29 protein-coding genes are annotated in these 23,834 nt (G+C 38.3%); 8 read left to right on the top strand and 21 right to left on the bottom strand.

The features are described from left to right. Positions 1-105: 105 nt before the first annotated feature. The 4 genes from WAO84_RS15815 to WAO84_RS15800 form a co-directional block, all read right to left on the bottom strand. Positions 106-321, bottom strand: a complete 216-nt coding sequence (locus WAO84_RS15815; protein ID WP_340067030.1) for a hypothetical protein — start codon at positions 319-321, stop codon at positions 106-108. Between the two features lie 124 nt (positions 322-445). Beyond that, positions 446-1,135, bottom strand: a complete 690-nt coding sequence (locus WAO84_RS15810; RefSeq protein ID WP_340067029.1) for a LytR/AlgR family response regulator transcription factor — start codon at positions 1,133-1,135, stop codon at positions 446-448. Next, entirely contained in the window at positions 1,110-2,066 is a 957-nt protein-coding gene (locus WAO84_RS15805; RefSeq protein ID WP_340067028.1) for a sensor histidine kinase, read from the bottom strand. Before WAO84_RS15805 ends, WAO84_RS15810 begins: the two co-directional genes overlap by 26 nt. 100 nt (positions 2,067-2,166) lie before the next feature. After that, on the bottom strand, positions 2,167-2,826 hold the full coding sequence (locus WAO84_RS15800) for a hypothetical protein (protein ID WP_340067027.1): 660 nt from the start codon (positions 2,824-2,826) through the stop codon (positions 2,167-2,169). A gap of 172 nt (positions 2,827-2,998) precedes the next feature. On the opposite strand from WAO84_RS15800, the gene WAO84_RS15795 reads away from it, so the two are divergent. Together WAO84_RS15795 and trhA are read left to right on the top strand one after the other, a co-directional pair. Further along, positions 2,999-4,306, top strand: a complete 1,308-nt coding sequence (locus WAO84_RS15795) for a hypothetical protein (protein WP_340067026.1) — start codon at positions 2,999-3,001, stop codon at positions 4,304-4,306. 83 nt (positions 4,307-4,389) lie between these two features. Further along, positions 4,390-5,010 (top strand): PAQR family membrane homeostasis protein TrhA, encoded by a 621-nt coding sequence (trhA, locus tag WAO84_RS15790; protein WP_340067025.1) that lies wholly within the window; start codon positions 4,390-4,392, stop codon positions 5,008-5,010. Here trhA and WAO84_RS15785 read toward each other — a convergent pair. Genes WAO84_RS15785 through WAO84_RS15775 form a run of 3 tightly spaced genes read right to left on the bottom strand, consistent with a single transcriptional unit; the run spans position 5,007 to position 6,840 of the window. Then, positions 5,007-5,435, bottom strand: a complete 429-nt coding sequence (locus WAO84_RS15785; RefSeq protein ID WP_340067023.1) for a DUF4268 domain-containing protein — start codon at positions 5,433-5,435, stop codon at positions 5,007-5,009. The genes trhA and WAO84_RS15785 overlap by 4 nt on opposite strands. A 2-nt stretch (positions 5,436-5,437) precedes the next feature. After that, on the bottom strand, positions 5,438-6,112 hold the full coding sequence (locus WAO84_RS15780) for a ZIP family metal transporter (RefSeq protein ID WP_340067021.1): 675 nt from the start codon (positions 6,110-6,112) through the stop codon (positions 5,438-5,440). Further along, the gene (locus WAO84_RS15775; protein ID WP_340067019.1) at positions 6,109-6,840 is read right to left on the bottom strand and encodes a class I SAM-dependent methyltransferase; all 732 of its coding nucleotides are present in this window, start codon (positions 6,838-6,840) and stop codon (positions 6,109-6,111) included. Before WAO84_RS15775 ends, WAO84_RS15780 begins: the two co-directional genes overlap by 4 nt. 58 nt (positions 6,841-6,898) lie before the next feature. Here WAO84_RS15775 and WAO84_RS15770 point away from each other — a divergent pair, with 58 nt between their 5' ends. Together WAO84_RS15770 and WAO84_RS15765 are read left to right on the top strand one after the other, a co-directional pair. Continuing rightward, positions 6,899-8,068, top strand: a complete 1,170-nt coding sequence (locus WAO84_RS15770) for a THUMP domain-containing class I SAM-dependent RNA methyltransferase (RefSeq protein ID WP_340067018.1) — start codon at positions 6,899-6,901, stop codon at positions 8,066-8,068. A gap of 11 nt (positions 8,069-8,079) precedes the next feature. Next, a complete protein-coding gene (locus WAO84_RS15765; RefSeq protein ID WP_340067017.1) occupies positions 8,080-8,319 on the top strand; it encodes a hypothetical protein in 240 nt (79 codons plus the stop codon). A gap of 37 nt (positions 8,320-8,356) precedes the next feature. Here WAO84_RS15765 and WAO84_RS15760 read toward each other — a convergent pair whose 3' ends face one another. The 6 genes from WAO84_RS15760 to WAO84_RS15735 form a co-directional block, all read right to left on the bottom strand. Further along, on the bottom strand, positions 8,357-8,821 hold the full coding sequence (locus WAO84_RS15760; protein ID WP_340067015.1) for a nuclear transport factor 2 family protein: 465 nt from the start codon (positions 8,819-8,821) through the stop codon (positions 8,357-8,359). 149 nt (positions 8,822-8,970) lie between these two features. After that, positions 8,971-9,696 (bottom strand): DUF6048 family protein, encoded by a 726-nt coding sequence (locus WAO84_RS15755; protein ID WP_340067014.1) that lies wholly within the window; start codon positions 9,694-9,696, stop codon positions 8,971-8,973. Continuing rightward, positions 9,677-10,186 (bottom strand): DUF6452 family protein, encoded by a 510-nt coding sequence (locus tag WAO84_RS15750; protein ID WP_340067013.1) that lies wholly within the window; start codon positions 10,184-10,186, stop codon positions 9,677-9,679. The genes WAO84_RS15755 and WAO84_RS15750 overlap by 20 nt, the downstream gene beginning before the upstream one ends. 22 nt (positions 10,187-10,208) lie before the next feature. Next, complete coding sequence (rlmD, locus tag WAO84_RS15745) at positions 10,209-11,624, bottom strand: 23S rRNA (uracil(1939)-C(5))-methyltransferase RlmD (protein WP_340067012.1); 1,416 nt, start codon at positions 11,622-11,624, stop codon at positions 10,209-10,211. Between the two features lie 465 nt (positions 11,625-12,089). Further along, a complete protein-coding gene (locus tag WAO84_RS15740; protein ID WP_340067011.1) occupies positions 12,090-12,518 on the bottom strand; it encodes a GNAT family N-acetyltransferase in 429 nt (142 codons plus the stop codon). Positions 12,519-12,688: 170 nt separating this feature from the next. Continuing rightward, on the bottom strand, positions 12,689-13,102 hold the full coding sequence (locus tag WAO84_RS15735) for a CBS domain-containing protein (protein WP_340067009.1): 414 nt from the start codon (positions 13,100-13,102) through the stop codon (positions 12,689-12,691). A gap of 384 nt (positions 13,103-13,486) precedes the next feature. Between WAO84_RS15735 and rocD the strand changes: the two genes are divergently transcribed. Further along, the gene (rocD, locus tag WAO84_RS15730) at positions 13,487-14,773 is read left to right on the top strand and encodes an ornithine--oxo-acid transaminase (RefSeq protein ID WP_340067008.1); all 1,287 of its coding nucleotides are present in this window, start codon (positions 13,487-13,489) and stop codon (positions 14,771-14,773) included. A 46-nt stretch (positions 14,774-14,819) separates the two neighbouring features. Here rocD and WAO84_RS15725 read toward each other — a convergent pair whose 3' ends face one another. The 5 genes from WAO84_RS15725 to WAO84_RS15705 are packed head-to-tail and all read right to left on the bottom strand — an operon-like array spanning position 14,820 to position 18,064. Next, positions 14,820-15,209 carry a DUF2752 domain-containing protein gene (locus WAO84_RS15725; RefSeq protein ID WP_340067006.1) on the bottom strand — a complete coding sequence of 130 codons (390 nt, stop codon included), beginning with the start codon at positions 15,207-15,209 and terminating at the stop codon, positions 14,820-14,822. A 7-nt stretch (positions 15,210-15,216) separates the two neighbouring features. Then, positions 15,217-15,486, bottom strand: a complete 270-nt coding sequence (locus WAO84_RS15720) for a CD225/dispanin family protein (RefSeq protein ID WP_340067004.1) — start codon at positions 15,484-15,486, stop codon at positions 15,217-15,219. A 22-nt stretch (positions 15,487-15,508) separates the two neighbouring features. Next, complete coding sequence (locus WAO84_RS15715) at positions 15,509-15,841, bottom strand: CCC motif membrane protein (RefSeq protein ID WP_340067002.1); 333 nt, start codon at positions 15,839-15,841, stop codon at positions 15,509-15,511. A 5-nt stretch (positions 15,842-15,846) separates the two neighbouring features. After that, positions 15,847-16,143 carry a DUF2752 domain-containing protein gene (locus tag WAO84_RS15710; RefSeq protein ID WP_340067000.1) on the bottom strand — a complete coding sequence of 99 codons (297 nt, stop codon included), beginning with the start codon at positions 16,141-16,143 and terminating at the stop codon, positions 15,847-15,849. Between the two features lie 4 nt (positions 16,144-16,147). Then, positions 16,148-18,064: a T9SS type A sorting domain-containing protein gene (locus WAO84_RS15705; RefSeq protein ID WP_340066998.1), complete on the bottom strand. Its 1,917-nt coding sequence runs from the start codon at positions 18,062-18,064 to the stop codon at positions 16,148-16,150. Positions 18,065-18,148: 84 nt separating this feature from the next. Here WAO84_RS15705 and WAO84_RS15700 point away from each other — a divergent pair, with 84 nt between their 5' ends. Together WAO84_RS15700 and WAO84_RS15695 are read left to right on the top strand one after the other, a co-directional pair. Next, a complete protein-coding gene (locus WAO84_RS15700) occupies positions 18,149-18,385 on the top strand; it encodes a hypothetical protein (protein ID WP_340066997.1) in 237 nt (78 codons plus the stop codon). A gap of 9 nt (positions 18,386-18,394) precedes the next feature. After that, positions 18,395-18,949: a Smr/MutS family protein gene (locus WAO84_RS15695; RefSeq protein ID WP_340066996.1), complete on the top strand. Its 555-nt coding sequence runs from the start codon at positions 18,395-18,397 to the stop codon at positions 18,947-18,949. Here WAO84_RS15695 and WAO84_RS15690 read toward each other — a convergent pair. Beyond that, complete coding sequence (locus WAO84_RS15690) at positions 18,946-19,452, bottom strand: hypothetical protein (protein ID WP_340066995.1); 507 nt, start codon at positions 19,450-19,452, stop codon at positions 18,946-18,948. The two genes, WAO84_RS15695 and WAO84_RS15690, sit on opposite strands and share 4 nt — an antisense overlap. 90 nt (positions 19,453-19,542) lie before the next feature. Here WAO84_RS15690 and WAO84_RS15685 point away from each other — a divergent pair, with 90 nt between their 5' ends. After that, positions 19,543-20,691, top strand: coding sequence for a cysteine desulfurase family protein (locus tag WAO84_RS15685; RefSeq protein ID WP_340066994.1), 1,149 nt, complete (start codon positions 19,543-19,545; stop codon positions 20,689-20,691). On the opposite strand, the gene WAO84_RS15680 is transcribed toward WAO84_RS15685, so the two are convergent. After that, positions 20,688-21,362, bottom strand: a complete 675-nt coding sequence (locus WAO84_RS15680; protein WP_340066993.1) for a hypothetical protein — start codon at positions 21,360-21,362, stop codon at positions 20,688-20,690. The genes WAO84_RS15685 and WAO84_RS15680 overlap by 4 nt on opposite strands. A gap of 1 nt (position 21,363) precedes the next feature. After that, on the bottom strand, positions 21,364-23,832 hold the full coding sequence (locus tag WAO84_RS15675) for a TonB-dependent receptor (protein ID WP_340066991.1): 2,469 nt from the start codon (positions 23,830-23,832) through the stop codon (positions 21,364-21,366). Between the last annotated feature and the right edge of the window lie 2 nt (positions 23,833-23,834).

Genomic DNA, 23,834 nt, shown 5'->3' with positions numbered 1-23,834 from the left:
CGGAAGAGTATGTCGCCGCCTTCTTTAAAAAAGCACGTATCCATAACAATACGTGCTTTTTTTATTCTATTACCAGAGAAATAGAAAGTTGTATGCTGTTTTGTACTAGGTCATGGCTACACAACATCCAAAGTCACAAAAAGCCACTGTGTTGCGTATTACATTAAAACATTCCTCATCAGAAGTACAAGGATCTCGCGGTACACCAATTCCCCGAGTGGAAGGACACTCCTGACCTATACCCTCACCACCATAAACGTTAGCACGTTGCTTTTTAGTAAGCACTACAGCCCCGTTAATCTTTAAAACTTTTTTGATCATAATAATTTGTTTTTGTATTAGCTTATAAGGTGTAAATAGTTTTTTTCTCACGGATAGTAATCTATTTTTTTAATAATTTAAGTAGTTAAATACAGTATCTAGTAAATGAAATAACAGAAGTGTATTATGAAAGGTATTTTAAAAAATCAGCTTTAAATTTTTGGCCTATAGGAACAGTATATATACCCAATAAAACCCGATTACCACAAATAGAATTTAATTTATGAGGGTTAATGGCAAATGATTTATGTATGCGTATAAGATGTGTTTTGGGTATGGTATGTAATATACCCTGAAAAGTACTATTGGTTATAACAGAGGTATCTTCAAGATAAATTTTTACATAGTCTCCCAGAGCTTCCAGGTAAAAAATATCTTTTGTAAATATTTTGTGGAGTGTTTTGTTAGACTTAACCATTATATAATGATGATCGTCATTACTACCCTGTTTACCTTTTTGTTTGTTCAACACTTTACTTACGGCAATAAAAAAACGATCAAAAGAAAAGGGTTTTAGCAAATAATCTATCGCATTTACTTCAAAACCCTCTACCGCATATTGAGAGTAAGCAGTGGTAAAAATAACATACGGAGGGTCCTGTAATGATTTATAAAAGCTTATTCCAGATATTTTTGGCATATTTATATCAAGAAACAACAGATCAATATCTGTATTTGTGTTGAGATATGTCATGGCTTCCAACGCATTGTTGCATGTATGCACTAGCTTTAGAAATGAAAGCTCTCCTATAAACTTCCTTAGTACCTGTTGAGATGAAGGCTCATCATCAATGACCATACATGTAATTATCATGAGTAGTTTCTATTTTTAAGGTTACCGCAAATGTAGTTTCTGTTTTAGAGGTTGTCAGCTCGTGGGTGTCGGGATACACAATCTTTAAGTTTTTTTGTACGTTGTATAGCCCAATGCCTGAATACTCATTATCGGTTTCAGATATATCATTCGTATAGCTATTTTCTATTTTAAACTGGAACGCAGGTCCTTTTTGTAGTATATGTATAGTAATAAAGGTATCCTCAGGATTATTTCTGTGCCCGTGTTTATAACTATTTTCAACTAAGGGCAGTAATAACATGGGGTATAGCGTATATGCATCATTAGCAATATCTGTATGTATTTGTACTTTTTCAAAACCGTGAACTCTGAATTTTTGAAATGCAATATAATTCTGTAACAGGGTGATTTCGTCCTTTAGAGTTACACGTTTTGTATCTGTATCATAAATAATATATCGCAATATATCTGAAAGTTGTACAATGGCATCTTTAGTTTCCTTCTTTTCCTCTAATGCCATGGCATAAATTACATTGAGCGAATTAAACAGAAAATGCGGATTGATCTGGGAGCGCAGAGAGGTTAATTGCGATTGTATCTGCTGGTTTTTCTTTTTTAGCTTCAGGTTCTCACTTCTGTTGAAGTAAAACCAGTCTTCGGAAAGTTTGATGAGCGTGGTGACGATCAAAAAAATGCTAAAGATGGTAATGAGGCGTGTGCCTGAAGTATAAGAAATAAAATAGTAATCAGGAAAAAGAATATCGAGTACCGGCTCATAATACAAAGCCTGTAATTGTGAGAACAACAAGAGGTTTATTAAAAATGTGACCGTAAATAAGATATACTTTTCTCTCCTTAAAAATCGTGGGATCAGGATATAGATAACTATTAATATGGGTAATACTAAAGATATCAGAAATGTAAAAGTATATACATAATCTATTTTCAAAGGTGTTTTACCTTTTGAAAACAGAAATAATAAGATAATGTATGATATTGACCACAACAGCCCATTAAAGATCAATGGGTTGTGGTTGCTTATATAAGTTTTAAGGGGTGGCATAAACTCTTTTGAGGGTTAGTTTTTCTGCCGATTTCCAGTCTTTTTCGCTGGAAGAAGCACTATATTTTTTCAAAAACTGATATATCTCCTGGGAAGAGGCTGTGAGTATGACCTCCTTTAGAGGGCCAACGATCTCATGCTTCATCTGTATTTGTTCTTTTTCTAAAAGTACATTTAGCTGTTTCTCCGAAAGCCATTCAATTTTTATCTTTTCATCATCTGTAACATTCAGCCTTGCAACGGAGTGCGCTTTTACCAGATGCTGAGCAACAAGTTCATTTCCTTCACTTTCCTCATAATAGTATGGAATAAAATCAATAAAAACCTGATCATTTACCTTAAAACTAATGGCCAGAAAAAAAGATTCGGTTCCTTTTTTTGTATATGAAATAAAATAACCTTCCCTATATGTGTTCCATGCTTCAACATCTACAGGGTCTTCAGGTAGTTTGTTTTTATTCTCTTTGAGAAACCATTGTTTAAAAGGCTGTATATCCCACCTTCCATGAGACTGATCTTCCCAGTTTCCGGTTAGTGACTTTTCAAAAACGATAGCATTTTTTGTATAAAAAGGATTTAGGGACCTCAATATACATGAGCTATATAATACGACACATGCTAACAAAACAATACTTCTTGTTTTCATACTTTAATTATTTACAGATTTAATAACCAAAACAAGAATAAAGCCCTAAACATACCAATTAATTTCGGTAAACACTATCCAGCTCATGCCGAACACGTAAAGTTGACATAATTACCTGATTCTTGATAACTTATAAATTACAACTATATTTATACTCTTTTAAGAATTATTTATGAGTAATAATCCCAAAGATCAAAAGTTTAAAAAATGGCTTGATATTCTTCAACAGGAAAGCTGGCAACTGGAATTAATTATATCAGGATTTGCCATTTACGGGCTTTTTTTGGTGAAAGAACCTATTCTGCTGCATTTGCTGGAAGTCGAGATAAATAATAACCTGTATGCAGTATTTTTATGGCAGGGGCTTATGGTTTCCTGGTTCATTATCACTTTAAACCTGATTTTGCACGTAATTTTAAGAGGTTTGTGGATAGGTGCCATAGGCCTCAGATATGTTTCGGCAGATATAGATTATGAAGCGCTTAATTATAGCAAAAAATTTAACAGGCATCTTTTACGGCGCGTAGGCTCTTTTGACAATTATGTAGCCACTTTGGAAAAATATTGCAGTATTATATTTGCTGTTACTTTTCTCCTGGTTTTTTATCTGTTGGGATTGTTGTTGATCTCATTTTTATTCACCGTTATAGGTATGTGGGTTGGTGAAGGTGATGGAGAAACTAACTACCACAGATGGATTGGAATTCCTTTGATTTTATTTCTGGCCGTAGGGTGTATGCTCACCTTTATAGATTTTCTTTTACTGGGTTGGCTTAAAAAGAAAAGATGGACCACTTTTATTTATTACCCATTCTACTGGGTGTTTAAATACATTACACTCTCTTTCTTATACAGGCCCATGGTCTATAATTTTCTCGATAGTAAGTTTGGTCGCAGGTTAAGTATGTTTATCGTACCGCTATATCTGGGTATCATTATGATATATGGTACAGGTTTTAGTACTTCAAATTATCTGTCTGATGATATGCGATCCTCGTCACAAACAGCAAGTAAAGAAACATTTAATGATGAAATAGAAGCCCCCACCGATTTTGTACGTCTGGCTTCCATACCTTCCAAAGTAATAACTGACCCTTTTCTAAATGTGTTTGTATTATATGCTAAAAATATCGAGGATGATGTATTTTATTTTGATGAAACCTTAAAACCCGAAGAAGATCATCGGGGTATTTTTTCTGTTTTTTCCAGTGGTACGGTACAAGATCGTTATAAAAAATTACCTAACTATCTTAAAACTATAAATGATATGTACACTTTTAAAATAGACACCTTACATTTTAAACCCGAATTTGTAATTGCTACCAATAAAAGAAAACAAATAGGGTTTGAAACCTTTATAGATATGCAGCCTGTAAAAAAAGGAAAACATGTATTGGAAATATGGAGAAAAAATGTGAGGCTGGGTGAAGTAAAAGAACGTAAAATAGTGACCATACCCTTCTGGTATTTTCCGGATTGAAGCTTTTAGTACTAAATAAAAGAAAAAATAGTGTATCAGTTACCCGAAAACGTCTAAGTTTGTGTTGAAAACGTATGTAAATTATGCAGAGTAAACGAGAAGAGATATGGAATTCAGTATCCCATGGCCTGGGAGTACTTCTCGGTATGGCAGGGCTCTTTATTCTCTTGTTTAACGATAGTGAAAAGACACCTTACAGTACTATGAGTATTGTGGTATATTCCATATCGGTTATTCTGTTATATCTTTCTTCTACTATCTATCATGCAGTCACACATGTAAGATGGAAACGACTTTTCCGGAAGCTCGATCATATAAGTATTTACTTTTTAATAGCAGGTACCTATACGCCGGTGGCGCTCATTACTTTGGAAAAGGGATCCGGATGGTTTATTTTTATAATTGTTTGGGCTATTGCTTTAGGCGGTACGGTCTTAAAGATATTTTACACAGGTAGATTTGAAAAGCTTTCTTTGTTCCTTTATCTGGCTATGGGCTGGCTTATTATCTTTGATCTGAACGGCCTCATGGCACAGACTACTTCTCACGGTTTACAGTTATTAATGCTTGGCGGACTTTTTTACACGGTCGGGGTTGTTTTTTATGTAATTCAGAAAATACCATACAATCACGTTATATGGCACTTTTTTGTATTAGGAGGCAGTGTATCCCATTTCTTTTTTATCCTGACAGACGTAATTTAGGCCTTTAAAAAATCTTCATATTCCGTAAAGAATGCCTCAAACCTCAACATCCTGTCATTTAAAAACACCATCGTTTCCTGCCAGGTATTTTTATTGTGAATGCTAACCGCTGTTTTTAAGTCATATATACGCGATATCTCTTTTCCATTGTCCAGGTAACAGGCCTTTTCAAAAAGCAGGTCAGGCAGGTAGTCTTCCAGTAAAATGGATCGTAAAGAGCATACTTTGTCAAAATACATATGCCTTATTTCAATGTCAGGATCTTCTATATCCAGTGTAACAAGTGCTTTTTTGGTATCAAAGTAAAACTTAAATGAGAAGTCCCTGATACGGGTGTTGTATAATATCCATTTTCTAGGGAAAGATTTTCCAAAAGATATCCAGAATTCCTGGCGTAATTTTTTTGACTCTTCTCTGCTAAACATTATTAGAGCATAAAGGCGGCTGTTACTCCCAGTAAAATAACAACCAGTTTTCGAATATTATACCTGTGGTTTTCGGTACTCTCAAAAAGAATGATCGTAGAAATATGTAAAAAGATACCAATTACGATGGCAGAGATCTCATGATAATAGGTTTTCATAATATCAAAATAAAAAGCTAAAAAGCTTCCCAAAGGAGTCATCAAGGCAAAAACCACCAGAAGAGGGATCACTTTATTTCGTTGCATTCCCATATCCAGAAAAAAAGTACTGAGAATAATAGCTATAGGTACTTTATGAACTACAATGCCATACACGAGGGTTTCGTGTTCATGCATGGGAAAGCCTTCCAGAAGCGAATGAATACTTAAACTGGTAAACAGAAGCCAGGGAAAGCCACTTCTTTTTACGTGAGGGTGCACGTGTCCATGCTCTGCACCATGAGAAAAATACTCCAGGAACACCTGGAGAAAAATACCCGTCATGATGAAAATACCAGTTTTTTTTCCGGAGTCGTGTTCATAAACTTCAGGAAGCAGATCAAACACCGTAAGAGCCAGTAAAAAAGAACCGCTAAAGGCAAGCAGGAGCTTGAGGTGGTCCTTTTTTTCGGGTCTTACCACCAGTACAAATAACAAACCGGAAAGTACGGCCAGTATAGGTAACAGGTAATTGATCATTCAAATATGAGTATTAATCTTTCCGAATTTCTGGCGTCAAAAGATTGTAAACGATAATCTCCAAATGTGTCATTTAAAATGATACCGGCTGTTTTAAAAAGCTTTTTAAAATCATCTATTTCAAATGCCCTTACTCTTTCAGTATAAGAGAATAACTTGTTATCATATTCAAAAGAGATATCTTTATATATATGCTTCTCATCTGCATACCGTTTTATACGGAATGTAATATCTTCTATTAACTTCTCTTCTTTCGAAATAAGATTCTCCTTTACATATTGTGCATTAAGGAAATCGATCACCCCATGCCCTCCTTTTTTGAGATTGGCTTTTATGGCTTTTAAAGTATTCAGATTGTTTTCTTCATTATCAAAGTATCCAAAACTGGTAAACAGATTAAATACGGCGTCAAATTTTGTATGATAAGGTACAGACATGTCATGAATGTCAAAATGTAATCGTTGGTTTTCATACTGTTTGGCGTAGGCAATACTATTGGCAGAAAGGTCCACCCCGGTTACATCATAGCCAAGGGAGTTAAGATATAGTGCGTGCCTTCCCTTACCACAAGCCAGGTCAAGAATAGAAGCCTGTGCAGGCAGTTTGAGAAATTTTGTGAGATTGTCCATAAAAAGTTGGGCTTCTTTATGATCCCGGTCCTGATACAGAATATGATAAAATGGAGTGTCAAACCAGTCTGCATACCAATTTTTAATCGGTTTTTCCATGCTTTTCCGTTAAAGGTGCTAAATTAATGTATTTTTGCCTCTTTAAAGCATGCCTACTATGGGAAAAAATTACACTATGCTGGCAAAAACCCTTTTTGGTTTTGAAGATGTACTGGCGGGTGAACTTAAAGAATTAGGCGCTCAGAATGTAGAGAAGGGGGTACGTAATATTTCATTTGAAGGGGACCAGGGGTTTATGTATAAGGCAAACCTTTGTTTGAGAACCGCTCTTCGCATACTGGTACCCATCACTTCATTTAGTGCACGTAATGAAGATGAACTGTATCGCAATGTGTATCGTATTGACTGGAGCCGGTATCTTAATGTATATAAAACTTTTGCTGTAGATGCTACTGTGTATTCCGATACGTTTAGGCATTCACAATATGTGGCATTAAAAACCAAAGATGCTATTGCAGATCAGTTCCGGAATAATGAGGGAAAGCGTCCTGATGTAAATGTGAGATACCCAGACCTGCGTATTCATATACATATACAACAAAATGAGTGTACTGTTTCTTTAGATAGCTCGGGAGCTTCGTTACACCACAGAGGGTATCGTACGGCTACTAATATTGCTCCCATTAATGAGGTATTAGCTGCCGGGATACTGCTGTTGAGCGGTTGGGAAGGCCAGTGTGATTTTCTGGACCCTATGTGTGGCAGTGGAACGATCCCTATTGAAGCTGCCATGATAGCCTGTAACATTCCTGCCAATATTAACCGAAAAGAGTTTGCCTTTGAAAAATGGAACGATTTTGACAGTACTCTTTTTGATAAGATCATGGAAAGCAGCCTCAATAAAACCAGAGAGTTTCCATACACTATACAAGGGTTTGATAAAGCACCATCTGCTGTAAGAAAAGCGATAGATAATATTAAAGAAGCCAGTTTGGGAGAATATATAAAGATATCGCAACAAGATTTTTTTCAATCTGAAAAGTTTTCAGACGACAAACTTCATATGGTGTTTAATCCGCCGTATGGAGAAAGACTGCCGGTTTCTGCCAGAGAGTTCTATCAAAATATAGGCGATGTGCTTAAACAAAAATATGCTCATACAGATGCCTGGTTTATCACTTCAAACCTGGAAGCCTTAAAATATGTAGGGCTCAGACCCTCTCGAAAAATTAAACTTTATAATGGCAAGCTTGAATCAAGACTTGTGAAATTTGAAATGTATGCCGGAAGTAAAAAAGCAAAGTTTAACCCGGAGTATAGTAAATAAATTATTTGCCCATGAAGCTAAAATATAAATCATTACTATATAATTTTTTAGGATTTGCTTTGCTTTTCCTGGCAATTCGCTTTGGGTTGGGAGCATTGGCGTTTTTTCCTGATAATCGTGTTTTGCTCGCAATAACAGCCGCAGTTATAGCCAATATTCTGGCACCTAAGTTTGGAGTAGTAACTACGGAAAACGGAGAAAAACTATTTATGAAATGGCTTTTTTTAAAGGGAGTAAAAGAATGGAAGTAGATCATGGTGATCTTCAATAGACGGAAAGCCTGGTTTTCTAATGTTGATTTTCGTAATCGGCCAACAACTTTCCGGTTTGTTGCTGTAGTTTTTTCTTAAAAAAGGGAGTCCATCCTAATAACCATCCTGATAGGCCCAGAGCCTGTCCTGCCCAGCGATGAAGATTGAAATGGTCTGTGTGTGAACAGATCTTTCCGTTCTTAAATTTAAACTCTGCATGTATCCTGTTGTGTACTTTTCTGCCGGTTTTGTGAAACGTATATAATGCTTCCCAATGGGCACTGCCTTTTTCTCCTTGTATTTGTATGTTAGAAAAAGTGACGGTAAAATCTTTTCCTTTCTGTGAATGGCATAGCATTCGCCACATATTTTTTACCTGATCTCCTTTTAAATGTCCAAAAGCAGGATCATAAAAAACAATATCCTTGTCATAACAGGATGTCATAGTTTCCGCATCCAGATTTTGAAAAGCAGTATAAAAAGTTTCAATAGTTTTTTTCATAACAGTTACTTTGTTCAAAAGTATCATTTTGAAATAAAAGAATGATAAAAAGAGGGAAAATGCTTCTTTTTTCTTTCATGAAATTGAAAAAAATTTTACAGGTACGATAATGTGTAACTACAAGTGGGTGATTCTAACGGCACAGAGAATTATTCTTCTATGTTGATAATACCTTTCTTTTTTCGGTAAATAGGAATAAGATAAGATAGGCCATAATTATACCCAAGGCCAATACTGCTGTCCTGAGTTACCCGGTTAAATCCGGGTACCCATAGATTAGGCAGTACTTCGGAAGCCTGGTCGGTAATTAAGAAATTAAGCCGGACGCTGGCCCCCAGAAAAAGATTATTGAAAAGCTCTACTTTAAGACCTACCACCCCTTCTACCCAGTGTGCATTAAGATTATTAAATTCCCTGAGAAGATCCGGATTGGCTCCTGGTATAAGACCCTCATCAAAATATTGATTGGTATTGTTAACGATATAACTGTTGAGGGTTTGTGAAAAGGTACTGAAACCATAGCGCATACCTACAAATATAAGGTTTTGCATTCCGTACCAGTTTTGATACGTGTTATAGTCAAATCCTGCTTTTATATAGCTGCCATTGCTGGTAAAATTAAAAAAATCTTCGTCAACGGTATTTTCTTCGGTCCCGATCTCACCGGCTATAAAAAAACGTTTACTGATACGGTAATCGGCCATAAGTTCCAACCCTGAGTAGTTATCATCCAAAAAACTTCTTACGAGCCTGCTTAGATCAACCCCTACACGCAGACCGTATTTTTCACTGTACTTAATGGTATCTTTGGCCTTCTGGGCAGTACCCATATACACAGAGAGAAGGGCTAGTAGGCTAATGAAGTATCTGTACATGGGTTTCATTTTCATTGGTTACTAAGGTTGAAAGAATGAGAACAGACTGTATCCAGTTGTCGGCATCGGTTATTGTACTCTCTCCCAAATCTTCAAAATTGGCAACTACCCCACAGGCTCTCGATAAAAAGACCTCTTTGGTACTATAATTAAATCGCAAAGTATCTCTATTGCCGGTTTCAACACCCTGATCATTATCTTCAGAGTTCAAAATAAAAATATAAGATGTTTCTTGACTCAAAGATCGTAAGGGTATAGCAATAGAATCGGTAGTTACCCGGTCCAGACCGGGAACAGCATTGTCGAAACCTTCACCCACTACTTTAAGACTGGTAGCGTCTTTACGTTCTTCGGGATTGGCTGCATCATTGAAGGTGATAATAAGCCTGGGAGTAGTTGGGTTTGCTTCTCCACAAAGGTCATCACGCTGGCAACCTGAAATCCAGAGAAACAGACTAAGTAAGAGGCTACAAAAAATGGGTTTCTTCATGGTAACCGCGAATGTACGTGTTTTATATATTTCGTTTTTCCAAAAGTACAACATTTTCTACGTGATAGGTTTGCGGAAACATATCTACAGGCTGTACTCTGGTAACCCGATAATGCGCATCCATCATTGCTATGTCGCGGGCCTGTGTGGCACTGTTACAACTTACATACACAATTTTTTCCGGAGCTATTTTGAGTATTTGCTGTACCACATCTTTATGCATACCATCCCGGGGCGGATCGGTAATAATAACATCAGGAAGCCCATGAGCATCTACAAAGGTATCATCAAAAATAGTCTTCATATCTCCTGCAAAAAAAGTAACGTTGTCTATGGCATTTAATTGCGCATTGGCTTTGGCGTCTTCAATAGCTTCCGGAACGGCCTCAATACCCACTACTTTTTTTGCTTCCCGGGCTATAAACTGAGCAATAGTTCCCGTGCCTGTGTAAAGGTCATACACGAGTTCCTCACCATGTAAACCCGCAAAATCACGTGTTACTTTGTACAATTCATGGGCCTGCCCGGAATTGGTTTGATAAAAAGACTTTGCATTGATCTTAAACTTAAGCCCCTCCATTTCTTCAAAAATATGGTCTCGCCCGTAAAAACATATCACTTTCTGGTCATAAAGCGTATCATTCGCTTTTTGGTTAATTACGTATTGGAGAGATGTAATTTGCGGAAAAGTCTCTTTAAGGTAGTTAAGCAACTGTTCTCTCTTTACCTTATGATCCTCAAAAAACTGTATGAGTACCATGAGCTCTCCGGTAGTCGAAGTACGTATCATTAAAGTGCGCAGCAGACCTTCCTGTTTTCGAACATCAAAGAAGGTCATATTATGGCTCACTGCAAACTCTTTTACGGCCAGCCTAATAGAATTGGAAGGTTCGGCTTGTAAATAACAAGTGTTAAGATCCAGTATTTTGTCCCACATACCCGGAATATGGAATCCAAGGGCATTTCTATCTTCAACGGGATTTTCGGAGTTTAGCTCTTCTTTGGTGATCCAACGGTTATTGGAAAAAGAAAATTCCATTTTATTTCGGTAGTGGTATTGTTCTGAAGATCGCAAAATGGGGTGCAATTCTGGAAGTTCAATACCTCCAAGGCGTTTAAGATTGTTTTCTACCTCTTTTTGTTTATAGAACAGTTGGTGCTCATACGCCATGTGTTGCCATTTGCATCCTCCGCAAACACCAAAATGTTCACAAAGGGGTGTGGTACGTTTATCAGACCATGTATGAAAATGAACTGCTGTACCTTCGTAGTATGATCGCCGTTTTTTAAATGTCTGCACATCTGCAATATCTCCCGGAACTGCGTTGTTTACAAAAACGACCTGTCCTTCAGCAGTACGGGCTACACTTTTACCTTTAGCACCGGCATCGATAACTTCTAGCTTCTCAAATAACGTTCGCTTGTTTTTTCGTGACATGCGGCAAAAATAAAGTGTTTTTTGAGAAGTTGATATTAAAATGTTACAATGCTTATCTTTTTAGGTTGTTAATAAAAAACTCATCCGGCGTTTTAACATACCGGATAAGCCTAAAATGTTCTATAAAGGACATGTACATGCTGAATTACAAGTTATATCTGTATTACAAGTTATATCTGTATTGCAGGTTATATCCGTATTACATGTTATATTTGTATTGCAAAATTCTGTATCTACACTATCTCTACCACCTCTAACAGTGTTTGTTTTATTCAGATGAGTTATGTACGCTTTTCCCAGGGACAGTTTTTTTACACTTCTTTTCTTCATAATCTATGAGTTTTACTGTTTAATAAAATATAAGATAAGAAAAAACAAAAGAAGAGCGGGAAAAATACATGTTAAATATAAATGCTGGTTTAGCAGGTGCTTAAACTGAATATGTGCGGTTTTGAAATACTATTATTAAAACCTTTTTGAAAGATAGATGCGCCTGTCTCCCTTTCGGGGAAAATCTTTGATCTCTCCGAAAATTGAATACCCATGACGTAGATAGAAATTTTCGGCCTGGAAGTTAAATGTATCTAACATAGAAATTACAGCACCCAGTTCACGTGCTTTTTCTTCTGTATATTGCAATAATCTGCTGCCAATACCTTTGTGACGCTCTTTTTCGTTTACCCATAGTATTTTAATTTCCAGTCCTTTCCAATATCCTATTCCGGCGAGAATACCTGCAATAACCTCTCTGTTTTTGTTTTTTACAGTGAAATTAAGCGGTGTCCACCATTCAGATAATGCCGGTACTTTGCTTAAGTTAAAATCATTAATACCTTTGAGTATGATCTGTATATCTTTTTCTGTACATGTTTCAGGCACGGAGTTATTTGCCATAATACAAAGTATTTCAATATGTAATTAATAAGACCGGATGGATCGGGACATATACGCCTATTGGTTTTCTCAAAAAGCGTAAATAAATATAGATAAGAACTGATTAAGGGGTGGCGAACTACTAAAAAACACAGACGCACCGGTTATGTCAGGTGCGCCTGATGGAAATTTTAAAGCTGTTGTAACATATATTTTATTAGATCGGTAGTAGTAACGATACCTACAATTTGGGTGCCGTCCATTACCGGTAATGCGTGAAATTCATTTTCCGAAAGTATTTTTGCTACATCGTGAATGGTGTCGGTATGTTTAATAGTAGAGAGTTCACGGGTCATAACCTGCTCTACAGTAAGATGGTCGTACATGGCAGTAGTTAGTTCATCACCGTCAAATGTATTGATAAAGCTTATTTTATGAAGATCGGTTTTGCTCAGCATGCCTACCACTTTTTCTCCGGAAGTTACCGGTACGTGCCGAATCTTTTTATTCTTAATAATATTGTTTGCTTCTTGTAAAGACTGATCTTTATTTATAACCACAAGATCTTTAGTCATTATCTCTGAAACAGGTGTTTGTTTTTTCATGTTTTTTTGCGGATTAAAATATTTCCTAAAACTAATACATTACCTGCAAATATCTATGTGAAATTTGAAAGATTTTTTATTGGGGCAAGCTAAAACTTGGGGTAATATGTGATTAGGTTCTGTATTTTTAAATACCGGGTATTTCCAGGTAGTTTTGGAGTAGATATTTTTTTTCAAAAATATAATCCATCCTTATTTGGCCTTGAATATGAGATTCGTTTTGAAAGGTTTTTAGCTGTTGATCGTATGGTAAGGTCGTTTTGATTAAAAAAGATATCAACTGAATTATCTATAAATTATTTGTTACTTTGCATCGTACTGCAACGGATGATTTCTCTCCATAAGAAGGAATGGTTAAAGTTTCATTTTTTAAAGAATTTCAACATGGCAGTTTTAGAAAATTTCAGCTCTCAGGAGGCAATTGCTTTGGAGAACGAGTACGGTGCACATAACTATCATCCCTTACCTGTAGTATTAACAAAGGGTAATGGTGTATATGTTTGGGATGTGGAAGGGAAGCGATATTTTGATTTCCTGTCGGCATATTCAGCAGTGAACCAGGGGCATTGCCATCCGCGTATCATTGATGCAATGATATCACAGGCAAAGAAGCTTACCCTAACGTCACGTGCTTTTTACAATGATAAGTTGGGACCATATGAACAATATACCACTTCTTATTTTGGCTTTGATAAGCTTTTACCTATGAATACGGGTGCCGAGGCTGTGGAAACTGCTATTAAAATATGCAGAAAATGGGCTTATGAAAAAAAGGGGATACCTGAAAACGAGGCACAAATAATTGTTTGTGAAAATAACTTTCACGGGCGCACTACGACGGTGATTTCTTTTTCAAATGATTCTAACGCCAGAAAGAACTTTGGGCCCTATACGCCGGGCTTTATTAAAATTCCATACGATGATGCAGAGGCTTTGGAAAAAACGATCGGGGAGCACCCCAATGTAGCAGGCTTTCTGGTAGAGCCCATACAGGGGGAAGCGGGAGTATATACACCAGCTAATGATTTTATGGCAAAAGCACGAACTATTTGTAAAGAAAACGGAGTACTTTTCATAGCCGATGAAATTCAAACAGGAATTGCCCGTACCGGATCATTACTTGCGGTATGTGGAGATTGTACCTGTAGCGGTCATTGTGAACAACAGGATACCTACCAGCGTCCTGATATTCTTATCCTCGGAAAAGCATTGAGTGGAGGGGTCTATCCGGTAAGTGCCGTACTTGCTGATAATGAGATCATGGATGTAATTCGTCCCGGGCAACACGGTAGTACGTTTGGTGGTAACCCGGTGGCAGCAGCCGTGGCAATGGCAGCTCTGGAAGTGGTGAAAGATGAAAAGCTGGCAAAGAACGCCCGTGAACTGGGAGAGCTGTTCCGGAAAGAGCTGAATGCGTACATAAAAAACTCTCAAATTGTTAAACTGGTACGAGGAAAAGGCCTGCTAAATGCCATAGTGATCAATGATTCTGAAGAAAGTGATACCGCCTGGAGTATTTGTGTGGCACTGAAAGAAAACGGGCTTTTGGCAAAACCAACACACGGAAACATTATACGGTTTGCCCCACCTTTGGTAATGACCCGGGAAGAACTACTTACCTGTGTAACTATTATAGTGGAAACACTCAAAACCTTTGAGCCGGTATCTTAGCCTGTAAAACACGATCATAATTCAAACCACCTTTGGGTGGTTTTTTTTAGGGTGCTAATAAAGTAAAGGGATATAAAGGGGTATTTCTCAAGATCCAAAACAACATGATGAAAGAAAAGAGTATGGCGGGTGTTTTAGGATGATGTAAAAGGTTGACGGGATCTTTTTCCGGATTTTTCAAAGCCGATTTGATATATAATTTATACAACAGTACCAGGGGTACCAAAGGTATGAGCAGATTATGACCCAGTGCTGAAAAAATGCGGCCATGTACAAGTGCATGAAGGGCTCTCTGGCTTCCGCAACCCGGGCAATGTAAACCCGTGAATTCATGAAAAGGACATTTTGGGAACAAATTGGTTTCAACAGGATCGATAAAATAATAAAGGGATAGCACCAATATCAGTGCTATCCCTCCTATACTGTAGTATGCCAATGGCTTTTTAACCATTCATTATGCCTGCAAAGATGGCAAACCCGAAGAAAGCTATGTAAAGAAGCCATCCTACAAGGGCAAGCGCAATACCTATTAATGCCCATAAGCGAGCGTTTCTAGACGCGCTTTCCGCATCTTCATACTTGCCTTCGGCATAAGCTGTATTTACTTTTGAGGCATAAACAATACTAACGATGCCCGTGGGAATACAACATAGAACTGTGCTGATAATAGCCAATGCCAAATAATTAGAAGGTCGTTTAGGTTGGTTTTCCATGAGTTATTATTTTGGTTGCTAATTAAAATCCTTCAAACCCTTCCAGAAGTTCTCTCTGGTGCTCCAAATACGCATTCCAGCCTCCCAGACTTATAATGTAGAATATCGATACAATAAGAGATAAAGCAGCAAGTACAAGACCAATAATAGCTACAATCCTGGCGGTTTTCAACTGGCTGTAATTACTGTAGTTCTCCGGATTTTCAAAATAGGTTTTCCGGTCTTTATTTGCCAAAAACAAGGCTATTCCCGAAAAAAGTATCCCTCCAATACCGGAAGTACAACAGCATGCTACAAATGAAATGATACCCAGTACCAACGAAATTGTAACATTAGGTAATTTTTGTTGTTCCATAAAGTTTAGTGGTTAATAAGTTTTAATGTAAAGTTACCTAAAATAAAAGATATAGTAATAATGATTAGTGTTATGGTAATTTTATTGGCGTATTTAACTTTAAAAAAAGTGGAGTAACCTAAAAAAGCTAAAAGCATAATGAGTGGATACAGTGCCGGGTACATTTTAAAAGCCGCCACAAACTCTCCTTTAAATAAAAGAACAGAGGCTCTTTGAAATCCACACCCCATGCATTCAAAGCCAAAAAGCTTTTTATTCAGGCACGGCAGCAGATGATCTTCGATCTTTGCTAACAAAAACATGTATTTAGTTAGAAACAGCTATTTTCTTGGTTATATTCTTTTGGTTTTGGGTCTCTACATTCACTATATAGACCCCGGTGCTCAATTGAGCGGTACTAATGTTAATTTCATTTTGTGTAAACTCTCCTGTATCAGAATAGAGAAGTCTGCCATTTATGTCATACATATATATGCCGGTAATACCCTGCTGAGCAGCATTTCTAAGCACTACCTGCTTGTCAATATGTGAATGAAAAATTTCAAATTCACCTGCTTCTACTATAATGTCTTCATCGTTGTCTTCCTCGTCTTCCTGCAAAATATCATTGCCGTTGGTAAAAGTAATAACAAAACGTTCTTCATGGTTCCCTGCTTCCAGTGTTTTTAATACGGAGGCTGATTTATCAGTGATCTCATGATATATTCCGGTGAGTTTATCAAGGAGGTAAATGGGCATGGTACTGTCAAAATTCTCTTTTTCATAAAGAGTAATTTCGAATGTGGTTTGTGATGCCAGTTCAAAACCAAGCGCAATTTCTTTATTTCTTACAAAATTCGTAGATTGAATAACGTATTTTTCACCTTCAATGGGCCAGTACACATTATTCTCTAAAAATGAATTATCAAGGGCGTCTGTACCCCAATCTACTGCATCGGTTGAATAATTATCATCAAAAGCAAGTACCATATTCTTCACCAGCGCGCCGTTATTACCTGCTCTTAAAATACGAACGCCAAAGCGAAGTACAGATCGAACCGGTGCTTTTACAACTATGTTCTCATCAACTTCTACTTTTTTATTTTCTTCTTTGGGAAGCGTGACTTTTCCTTTTGTACGGTTGAATATAGAATTATCGTTACTGGTGCCATCATCTGTAGAGGTTTCCTTCACAAAGGCTCTTTGAGAGTTAGTGAAAAGGGCTTCCGGGCCTGATGGTGACAAAGCACCTCTTATCATAAAACCTTGCCCTACCGGGGCATACCTTGGGGTACCTATAATACCGTCAGTATTGGCAAAAGATCCCGAACCACTGTCTCCGGTGGCATCTGCCTGTAAAAAGGTCGCATCGGTATAAATACCATCATCGCCTAAATCTCCCGGGTTTCCTGGGGCATAGGTAGCATAACCTCCTATATAATCAACTAAAGAATGAGAGTTTACGGTACGATCCTGTTGCCATAAATAGATAAAACCATCCAGCACACTAGTGTTATCTACCAGAAATCTTTTTAGGTCTAGTGCAGAAGGGTAGGGATTTCCTGCTAAGGTAAGTTGATCTGCAGCTATGGTAACCGCTATATCTCCACTATTGGGTACTCCCCTGAAATCGTAACGTTGGGCATTACTGCTACCGCTGGTGCCTTTCATAGTAAAGCCCAGTCCTTTTTTAATCAGTCCGGTACTTCCCACTGGGTTCCAGTTTACGTACCCACTGGCGGCCTCAAAAGTAAATATCCATCTGGAGGCTATAGTTAAATCTACCGTACCTGTACCGTCACCGGTTGTGCCGTCACGACCAGAGGTGAAAGCTGCGGGAAAAGGGGCCGTATCTCCTGTAACATCGGGATCAAAAAGCTGGCTCACTCGAAAACCGGTGGGTTCTCCGGGAGCATGTACCGGGCTCCCCCAGTAATTGTAATTATAATTATTGGCAGTACCTTCCTGGTATAAAGATATCTTTCCAAGCCCTGAATTTTCAGGCGGATTGGAAGAAAGGGTTTGAAACAACATCCCCTCATCTCTTAAAAAAATGTATCCGTTGTTCGCCAGTGTGTAATCCGTTGCGGAAACACCGGCCAGGTTTATATCTGGATTTGAATCTCCAAAATCACCTACAAAAACCTGTTCTCCTTTGACATAAATAAAGGAGTCGGTACTTACGTGAAGTTGCGAAAAACCGAAAGTGATAGTAAATAGGGCAGGCAATACTAACTTTTTCATGGTATTTGGGGTTAATCATTTACATTTGTAAAAATACAAAATAATTAATTTTATTGTGTAATCTATCGATTATCAGACAAAAATATGGCTAAACTGTTATACTCATTATTCATTATCGTAGGAGCCGGCCTACTTTTTTATACCAATTGGGGTAGTGAAGAAGATAAAATTTACATTACGGTCTTTGCCTTTGTGCTTTTGATGTTCGGGTTGTATAAATCTACACGTTACTGGGTAAAAGATAACCCCAAAAACACTCAAAAGGATCCTTTTGTATTCATGGAAAAAGACGACGAAGAAAAATCAGGGGCCGATAACTAATAAAGACGTATGGTATTTAAGAAAGGAGATAGGGTAGAGCTTCTTGATGAAATGCTTAAAGGACGTATTTCATTGGTAAAAGGTATGTTGGCTACGGTGCTTTTGGATGAAGGTTTTGAAATGGAGGTGCCGGTAACACAGCTTATTAAGGTTCCGCCTAAGGGCGTTGCGTTTAAAGTTACCAATTATGAAGTAGCGGAGGCAAAAAAAGAAAAAGAGGTACCGCCTGCCAAAAAGAAAATAGCACCCAGAGCTAAAGAACGTAATGCGCCTGCAATGGAGGTAGATCTGCATATTCATCAGCTTACCGATTCGTCAAAAGGAATGAGTAATTACGATATGCTTACCTTACAGATAGAAACGGCAAAAAGAAGATTGGAGTTTGCGATGCAAAATCGTATTCCCAAGATAGTTTTTATTCACGGTGTGGGGGAAGGCGTTTTAAAAAATGAACTGGAATACCTGTTCGGGCACTACGAAAACATTTCTTTTTACGATGCCGATTACCGAAAGTACGGACTGGGTGCTACAGAGGTGTATATTTTCCAGAATAAGAATGCTTAGTTGGTAGAAGTGACCTCTCCAAAGGTAAAACTTGAACTTATAATGCGTTCTCCGTTTGTGTTTAACAATACCAGTCCTTCTATTTTAATGGAATGTGTAAACGTAACGGTTCCGTTTTCTGCGGTTTCGCTGGTAGTGGTAACTGAGACTGTTCCTGCGGTAGCTTCCAGTTCATTATCTACCTGCGGTGTGGCAGGAGGAATATCTCCACAAAAATAGTTGGCGGTAACATTATCTGTAAAAAAGCGATAAAAAAACCGTGAAGCTGCTGGAATTGTACTGGTGCGGGGCTCGTCATTGGTTACTTCATTAACGATCATACTTTCAGGTAAAATGAGAATAATGGCTTCAGAATCAATAGTTTTAAAAAAAAGAGTATTATTTCCTGAGCAGAATTGAATAGCAACAGGATCAAAATCAATACTTTCTACCTGTAGATCCCCATCGCCACATCCCTGTAAAGAAACAGCAAGAAAAAAGTAAAACAGTAATTTTTTCATCATTTTCGCACTTAGGAGAACAAAAGTAACAGAAATGTCTCTTTATAACGAAAGGGAAAAGGAATAATTTTATTTGATGTAATTTTGTGCCTTATGAAAAATGTATATCTGGATAATGCGGCTACTACACAATTACGAGAAGAGGTAATTACAAGAATGCAGGAAGCGCTTATACATAATTATGGAAATCCTTCATCTACGCATAGTTTTGGGCGTTCTTCTAAAACACTGGTAGAAAAAGCCCGAAAAACCATTGCTAAATATCTCAATGCGCATCCTTCGGAGATTGTATTCACATCCGGGGGTACGGAAGCAGATAATATGATATTGCGATGTGCGGTGAGAGACCTCCATGTACGGCGTATCATCACTTCACAGACGGAGCATCATGCCGTTTTACATACGGTACAACAACTGGAAAAGGAATATGGAATTGAGATTGCCTATGTACGCCCGGAGGCTGATGGAATGCCTGATATGAAACATTTGGAGCAATTATTAAAGGCACCCAATGAGAAAACTCTGGTGAGCCTGATGCATGTAAACAATGAAATAGGGAATATGATACCGCTTAAAGAAGTGTCTTTACTTTGCAAAGAGTACGATGCGCTTTTTCACTCAGATGCGGTTCAGTCTGTAGGACATTGGGAATGGGACGTACAGGAGGTACCCATTGACTTTTTTGTGGCGGCACCTCATAAATTTCACGGTCCTAAAGGAGTTGGTTTTGCTTTTATACGAAAAGACTCCGGACTCAAGCCTTTTATTTTTGGAGGAGAGCAGGAACGTGGTTTTCGTGCCGGTACGGAGTCTTCCCATAATATTGCAGGGCTGGAAGAAGCTTTGATCGCTGCCTATGAGAACCTTGATGAAGAGCGGGAGTATATTTCTGAGCTCAAGGCCTATTTTATTAAGTGTATGAAAGAGGCTTTTCCCGGGGCCGTATTCAATGGTGCCTGTGAAGACCCTTTACGAAGTACCTATACGCTGGTGAATGTAAATTTGCCATTTTCGGAAGATAAAGCACAATTGTTATTGTTTCACCTGGATATTAAAGGGATTGCCTGCTCTAAAGGTAGTGCCTGCCAGTCGGGCAGCCATCAGGGTTCACATGTATTGAGTGCATTTCTTCCTGATGAATTATTAAAACAGCCTTCTCTTCGTTTTTCATTCTCGAAATACAATACCAAAGAAGAGATCGATTATGTGATCAGGGTTCTAAAAGAGTTTGCCGAAAGTTAATCCTCATTCTTCTTTTTTCGTCTGCGGTTTTTATCTTTTTCCCGGTCATAAGGGAACTTTCGTGCAGCCGTTCTCATCATGGCTTCAATAATGGCATAGGTGTTTTTGCCTGATTTTCGGTTAATTGTTTTTTCATATTTCCAAAGAAGCTTTCCGGTTTTACCATCACTTATTTTGATAGCAATACGCCCGAAATCTGCTTTTCCCAGCAGTACCGATATGAAATCTACATCCGGAACACCGTCAGAGATTAATGTACTAAGGGTAAGGTTGCCGCTCACAAGGGCATCTACTCCAAGTATCTCACAAAGCTCTTGTGTGGTATATATATCAATATTGTCGAGGGTTATACCGTTTTTGGCGAGAATGGCATTGGTGTTTTTTACATTTTGAAAGTTGACCAGGAATTTCTTTTTCGATTTTCTTTTAAGAAAATAGCTTTCTAAGGCATTTTGCACTTCAAGGCCTTCTTTTTTTTCCAGTTCTTTAAGCTCTGAAGGAGAAAGCCGTTGTTCATCATTATCGAGTTCCAGTGTAGCGAGAAAAGGAACAATGGCGATTATTTTATGATCTTTGCTAAGGGTGTTGAAGTGAATACTTTCGTAAATAGTTTTTTGTGCGCTCACCAGTATGGAGCAGCTTATTAAAAAAAGTGTAAAATAGCTTTTCATGTTACAGTTGCATACTGAGTTTTACATTTAAAACTCTCCCTGTTAAAAAATTAGGAATGCCAAATTGCCTTCCGGATTGAACATCTCTTACAAAGGTACTGGTTATGGAGTTTAAGTTATCAAAAATATTAAAAATTTCAATCCCCACACTCAATTCTTTAAAAGGGTGTAACCAGTGTCCTTTTCTAAAAGTTTTTTGACGATCTGCCAACACGTAAGAGACTCCAAGATCGGCTCTTCGGTAATCCCGCAATCGGTTTTGAAAGTCGTATGGATCTCCAAAAGCAGGAGTGCCGGCAGGAAGTCCGGTATTATATACAAGGTTAAGGTACATTTTAAGGTCTGGTATAGTAGGTACATAATCCTGAAAAAGGATAGCAAACTTGAAGCGTTGATCAGTGGGTCTGGCAATATATCCCCGGTTATTTATATTTTCTTCTGTTTTCATAAATCCTAAACTTATCCAGGATTCTGTACCGGGAACGAATTCACCATTCATTCGTACGTCCAGGCCATAGGCAAATGCCGTAGCATTGTTATCGGCTCTGTAACGAATACGAACGTTTTCTATGGTATAGGTATTTACATTAGTCATGTTTTTGTAATATCCCTCTGAAATAAGTTTAAAAGGTCGGTCCCAAAGGGTAAAGCTGTATTCATTACCCAGCACCAGATGGAAGGCTTGCTGGGCTTTTACATCAGGATGTACGTTTCCTGAAAGATCACGGAGTTCACGATAAAAGGGAGGTTGGTGATACAACCCGGTAGCTACTCTAAATACCATATCGGTCTCCCAATCGGGCTTTATGGCAAACTGTGCTCTGGGGCTTATAACGGTTTGTGTACTGGAACCTTCTCCGCGTGCACGCACGTTCCAGCTATGGGCACGTACACCGGCATTCATCCAGATAAGGTGATTTCGCCATTTTTTTCGCCGGCTCCATTGCAGAAAACCGGAAAAACGATTGGTAGTGACAAAGTTGAGCGCCCTAACACTCTGAAAGGCTTCCAGAGGGGCATCAAAGGGTTCATACGGCTGGTCGTTGTTAAATTCTGGTAAAGGAGGCCGTAAGGAAAAGCCAGCAGAATCAATGATCTGATACTCCCGAAGGCGATCCCGTATGTCTTCACGGGTATATTTTATGCCCCAATCCCATTGATGGCCGTTCTTGGTATAGGTGCCCTTGTGTTCAAAATTTAAGATCAGGGCATCGAGATCGTTACGGGCATGCGAGAATTGCGCTCCCACACCTTCTGAAAATGCTACCTCACCTAAATTGTCATCGCCAATATTGCTGTTTACCTCCCCCAGGCGATAGCGCGCCAGTATATCAAAGTGTTCTTCTTCTGCCGTATGAAAAGCCGAGCCTATTAATTTTAACTGTAGGCTGTCGTTCACAAAATAAGTGGCTTTAAGAGCGCCCAGGCTTGTTAAGTATTGATCTTTCTCCTGCCCGTCGTAGAATACGATCAGGGCACGGGGTTCTGCCAGCGTACCAAAATTGGTTTGCCGGTTACGGGGCCTGAAGAGATAGTCATTAACAGATACGTACCCCAGAAAATTAAATAATAATTTACTGTTGGCCTTATAGGTGAAATAGGTTTGCGCATCTGCAAAGACCGGTGTGAAATCTGATTCGGTCTGTGTACTGTTCACAAAAAGGGAATTGTTTCGGTAGCGTACTCCGGTAACGGTAGATAGTTTACCATTGGGTGATACGGTTTCCAGAGCTGCAGTGGCTCCCAGCAAACTGGCATGCAACCGTACTTCTGTAGATACGGGAACCTTATAGGTAACATCGAGTACTGATGAAAGGCGATCTCCATAACGAGCCTGAAACCCTCCGGCTGAAAAATCTACATTTTGTACCAGATCTGTATTTACAAAGCTGAAACCCTCCTGTTGTCCCGATCGTATTAAAAAGGGACGGTAAACTTCAATCTCATTAACATATACCAGGTTCTCATCAAAATTTCCCCCTCGTACAGAGTATTGCGTACTGAGTTCGTTGTTAGAATTAACACCGGGAAGAGATCTCAGAATATTTTCTACTCCGGGATTGGCCCCGGGAATTTGGCGAATGGTCTCGGGTGAAATATTTAAAATGCCTTCTACGAACTTTCTCCCCGAAGCTGTTACTACAATTTCGTCTATCTGCTCGATATTTAATCGCATTACCGGATTGAACTCAAAATCTTCCCCGTCTTTTAGCTGGAGTGTAAGGATTGTTTTTTTAAAGGTGATGTGTGTAAACTGTACGAGTACTTTTTGACCTGCAGGGAGGGAGATCATGTAAAAACCATTTTCATTGGATTGTGTTCCGTTAGTGCCGGCGACTATGTTAACATTAGGTATGGGTTGATTGTTTTCATCGAGAATAATACCACGCAGAGTTGCTTTTTGGGAATATATAATTCCGTTAACTAACACCAGAAGTAGCAGTAGCAGGTAATGGTTGTTTTTTTTCAAAT

Source organism: Ascidiimonas aurantiaca, assembly GCF_037646345.1.
In the GTDB taxonomy this organism is placed as follows: domain Bacteria; phylum Bacteroidota; class Bacteroidia; order Flavobacteriales; family Flavobacteriaceae; genus Ascidiimonas; species Ascidiimonas aurantiaca.
Note: the sequence above shows the minus strand (reverse complement) of the source record. Positions and strands in the feature narration are given on the sequence as shown.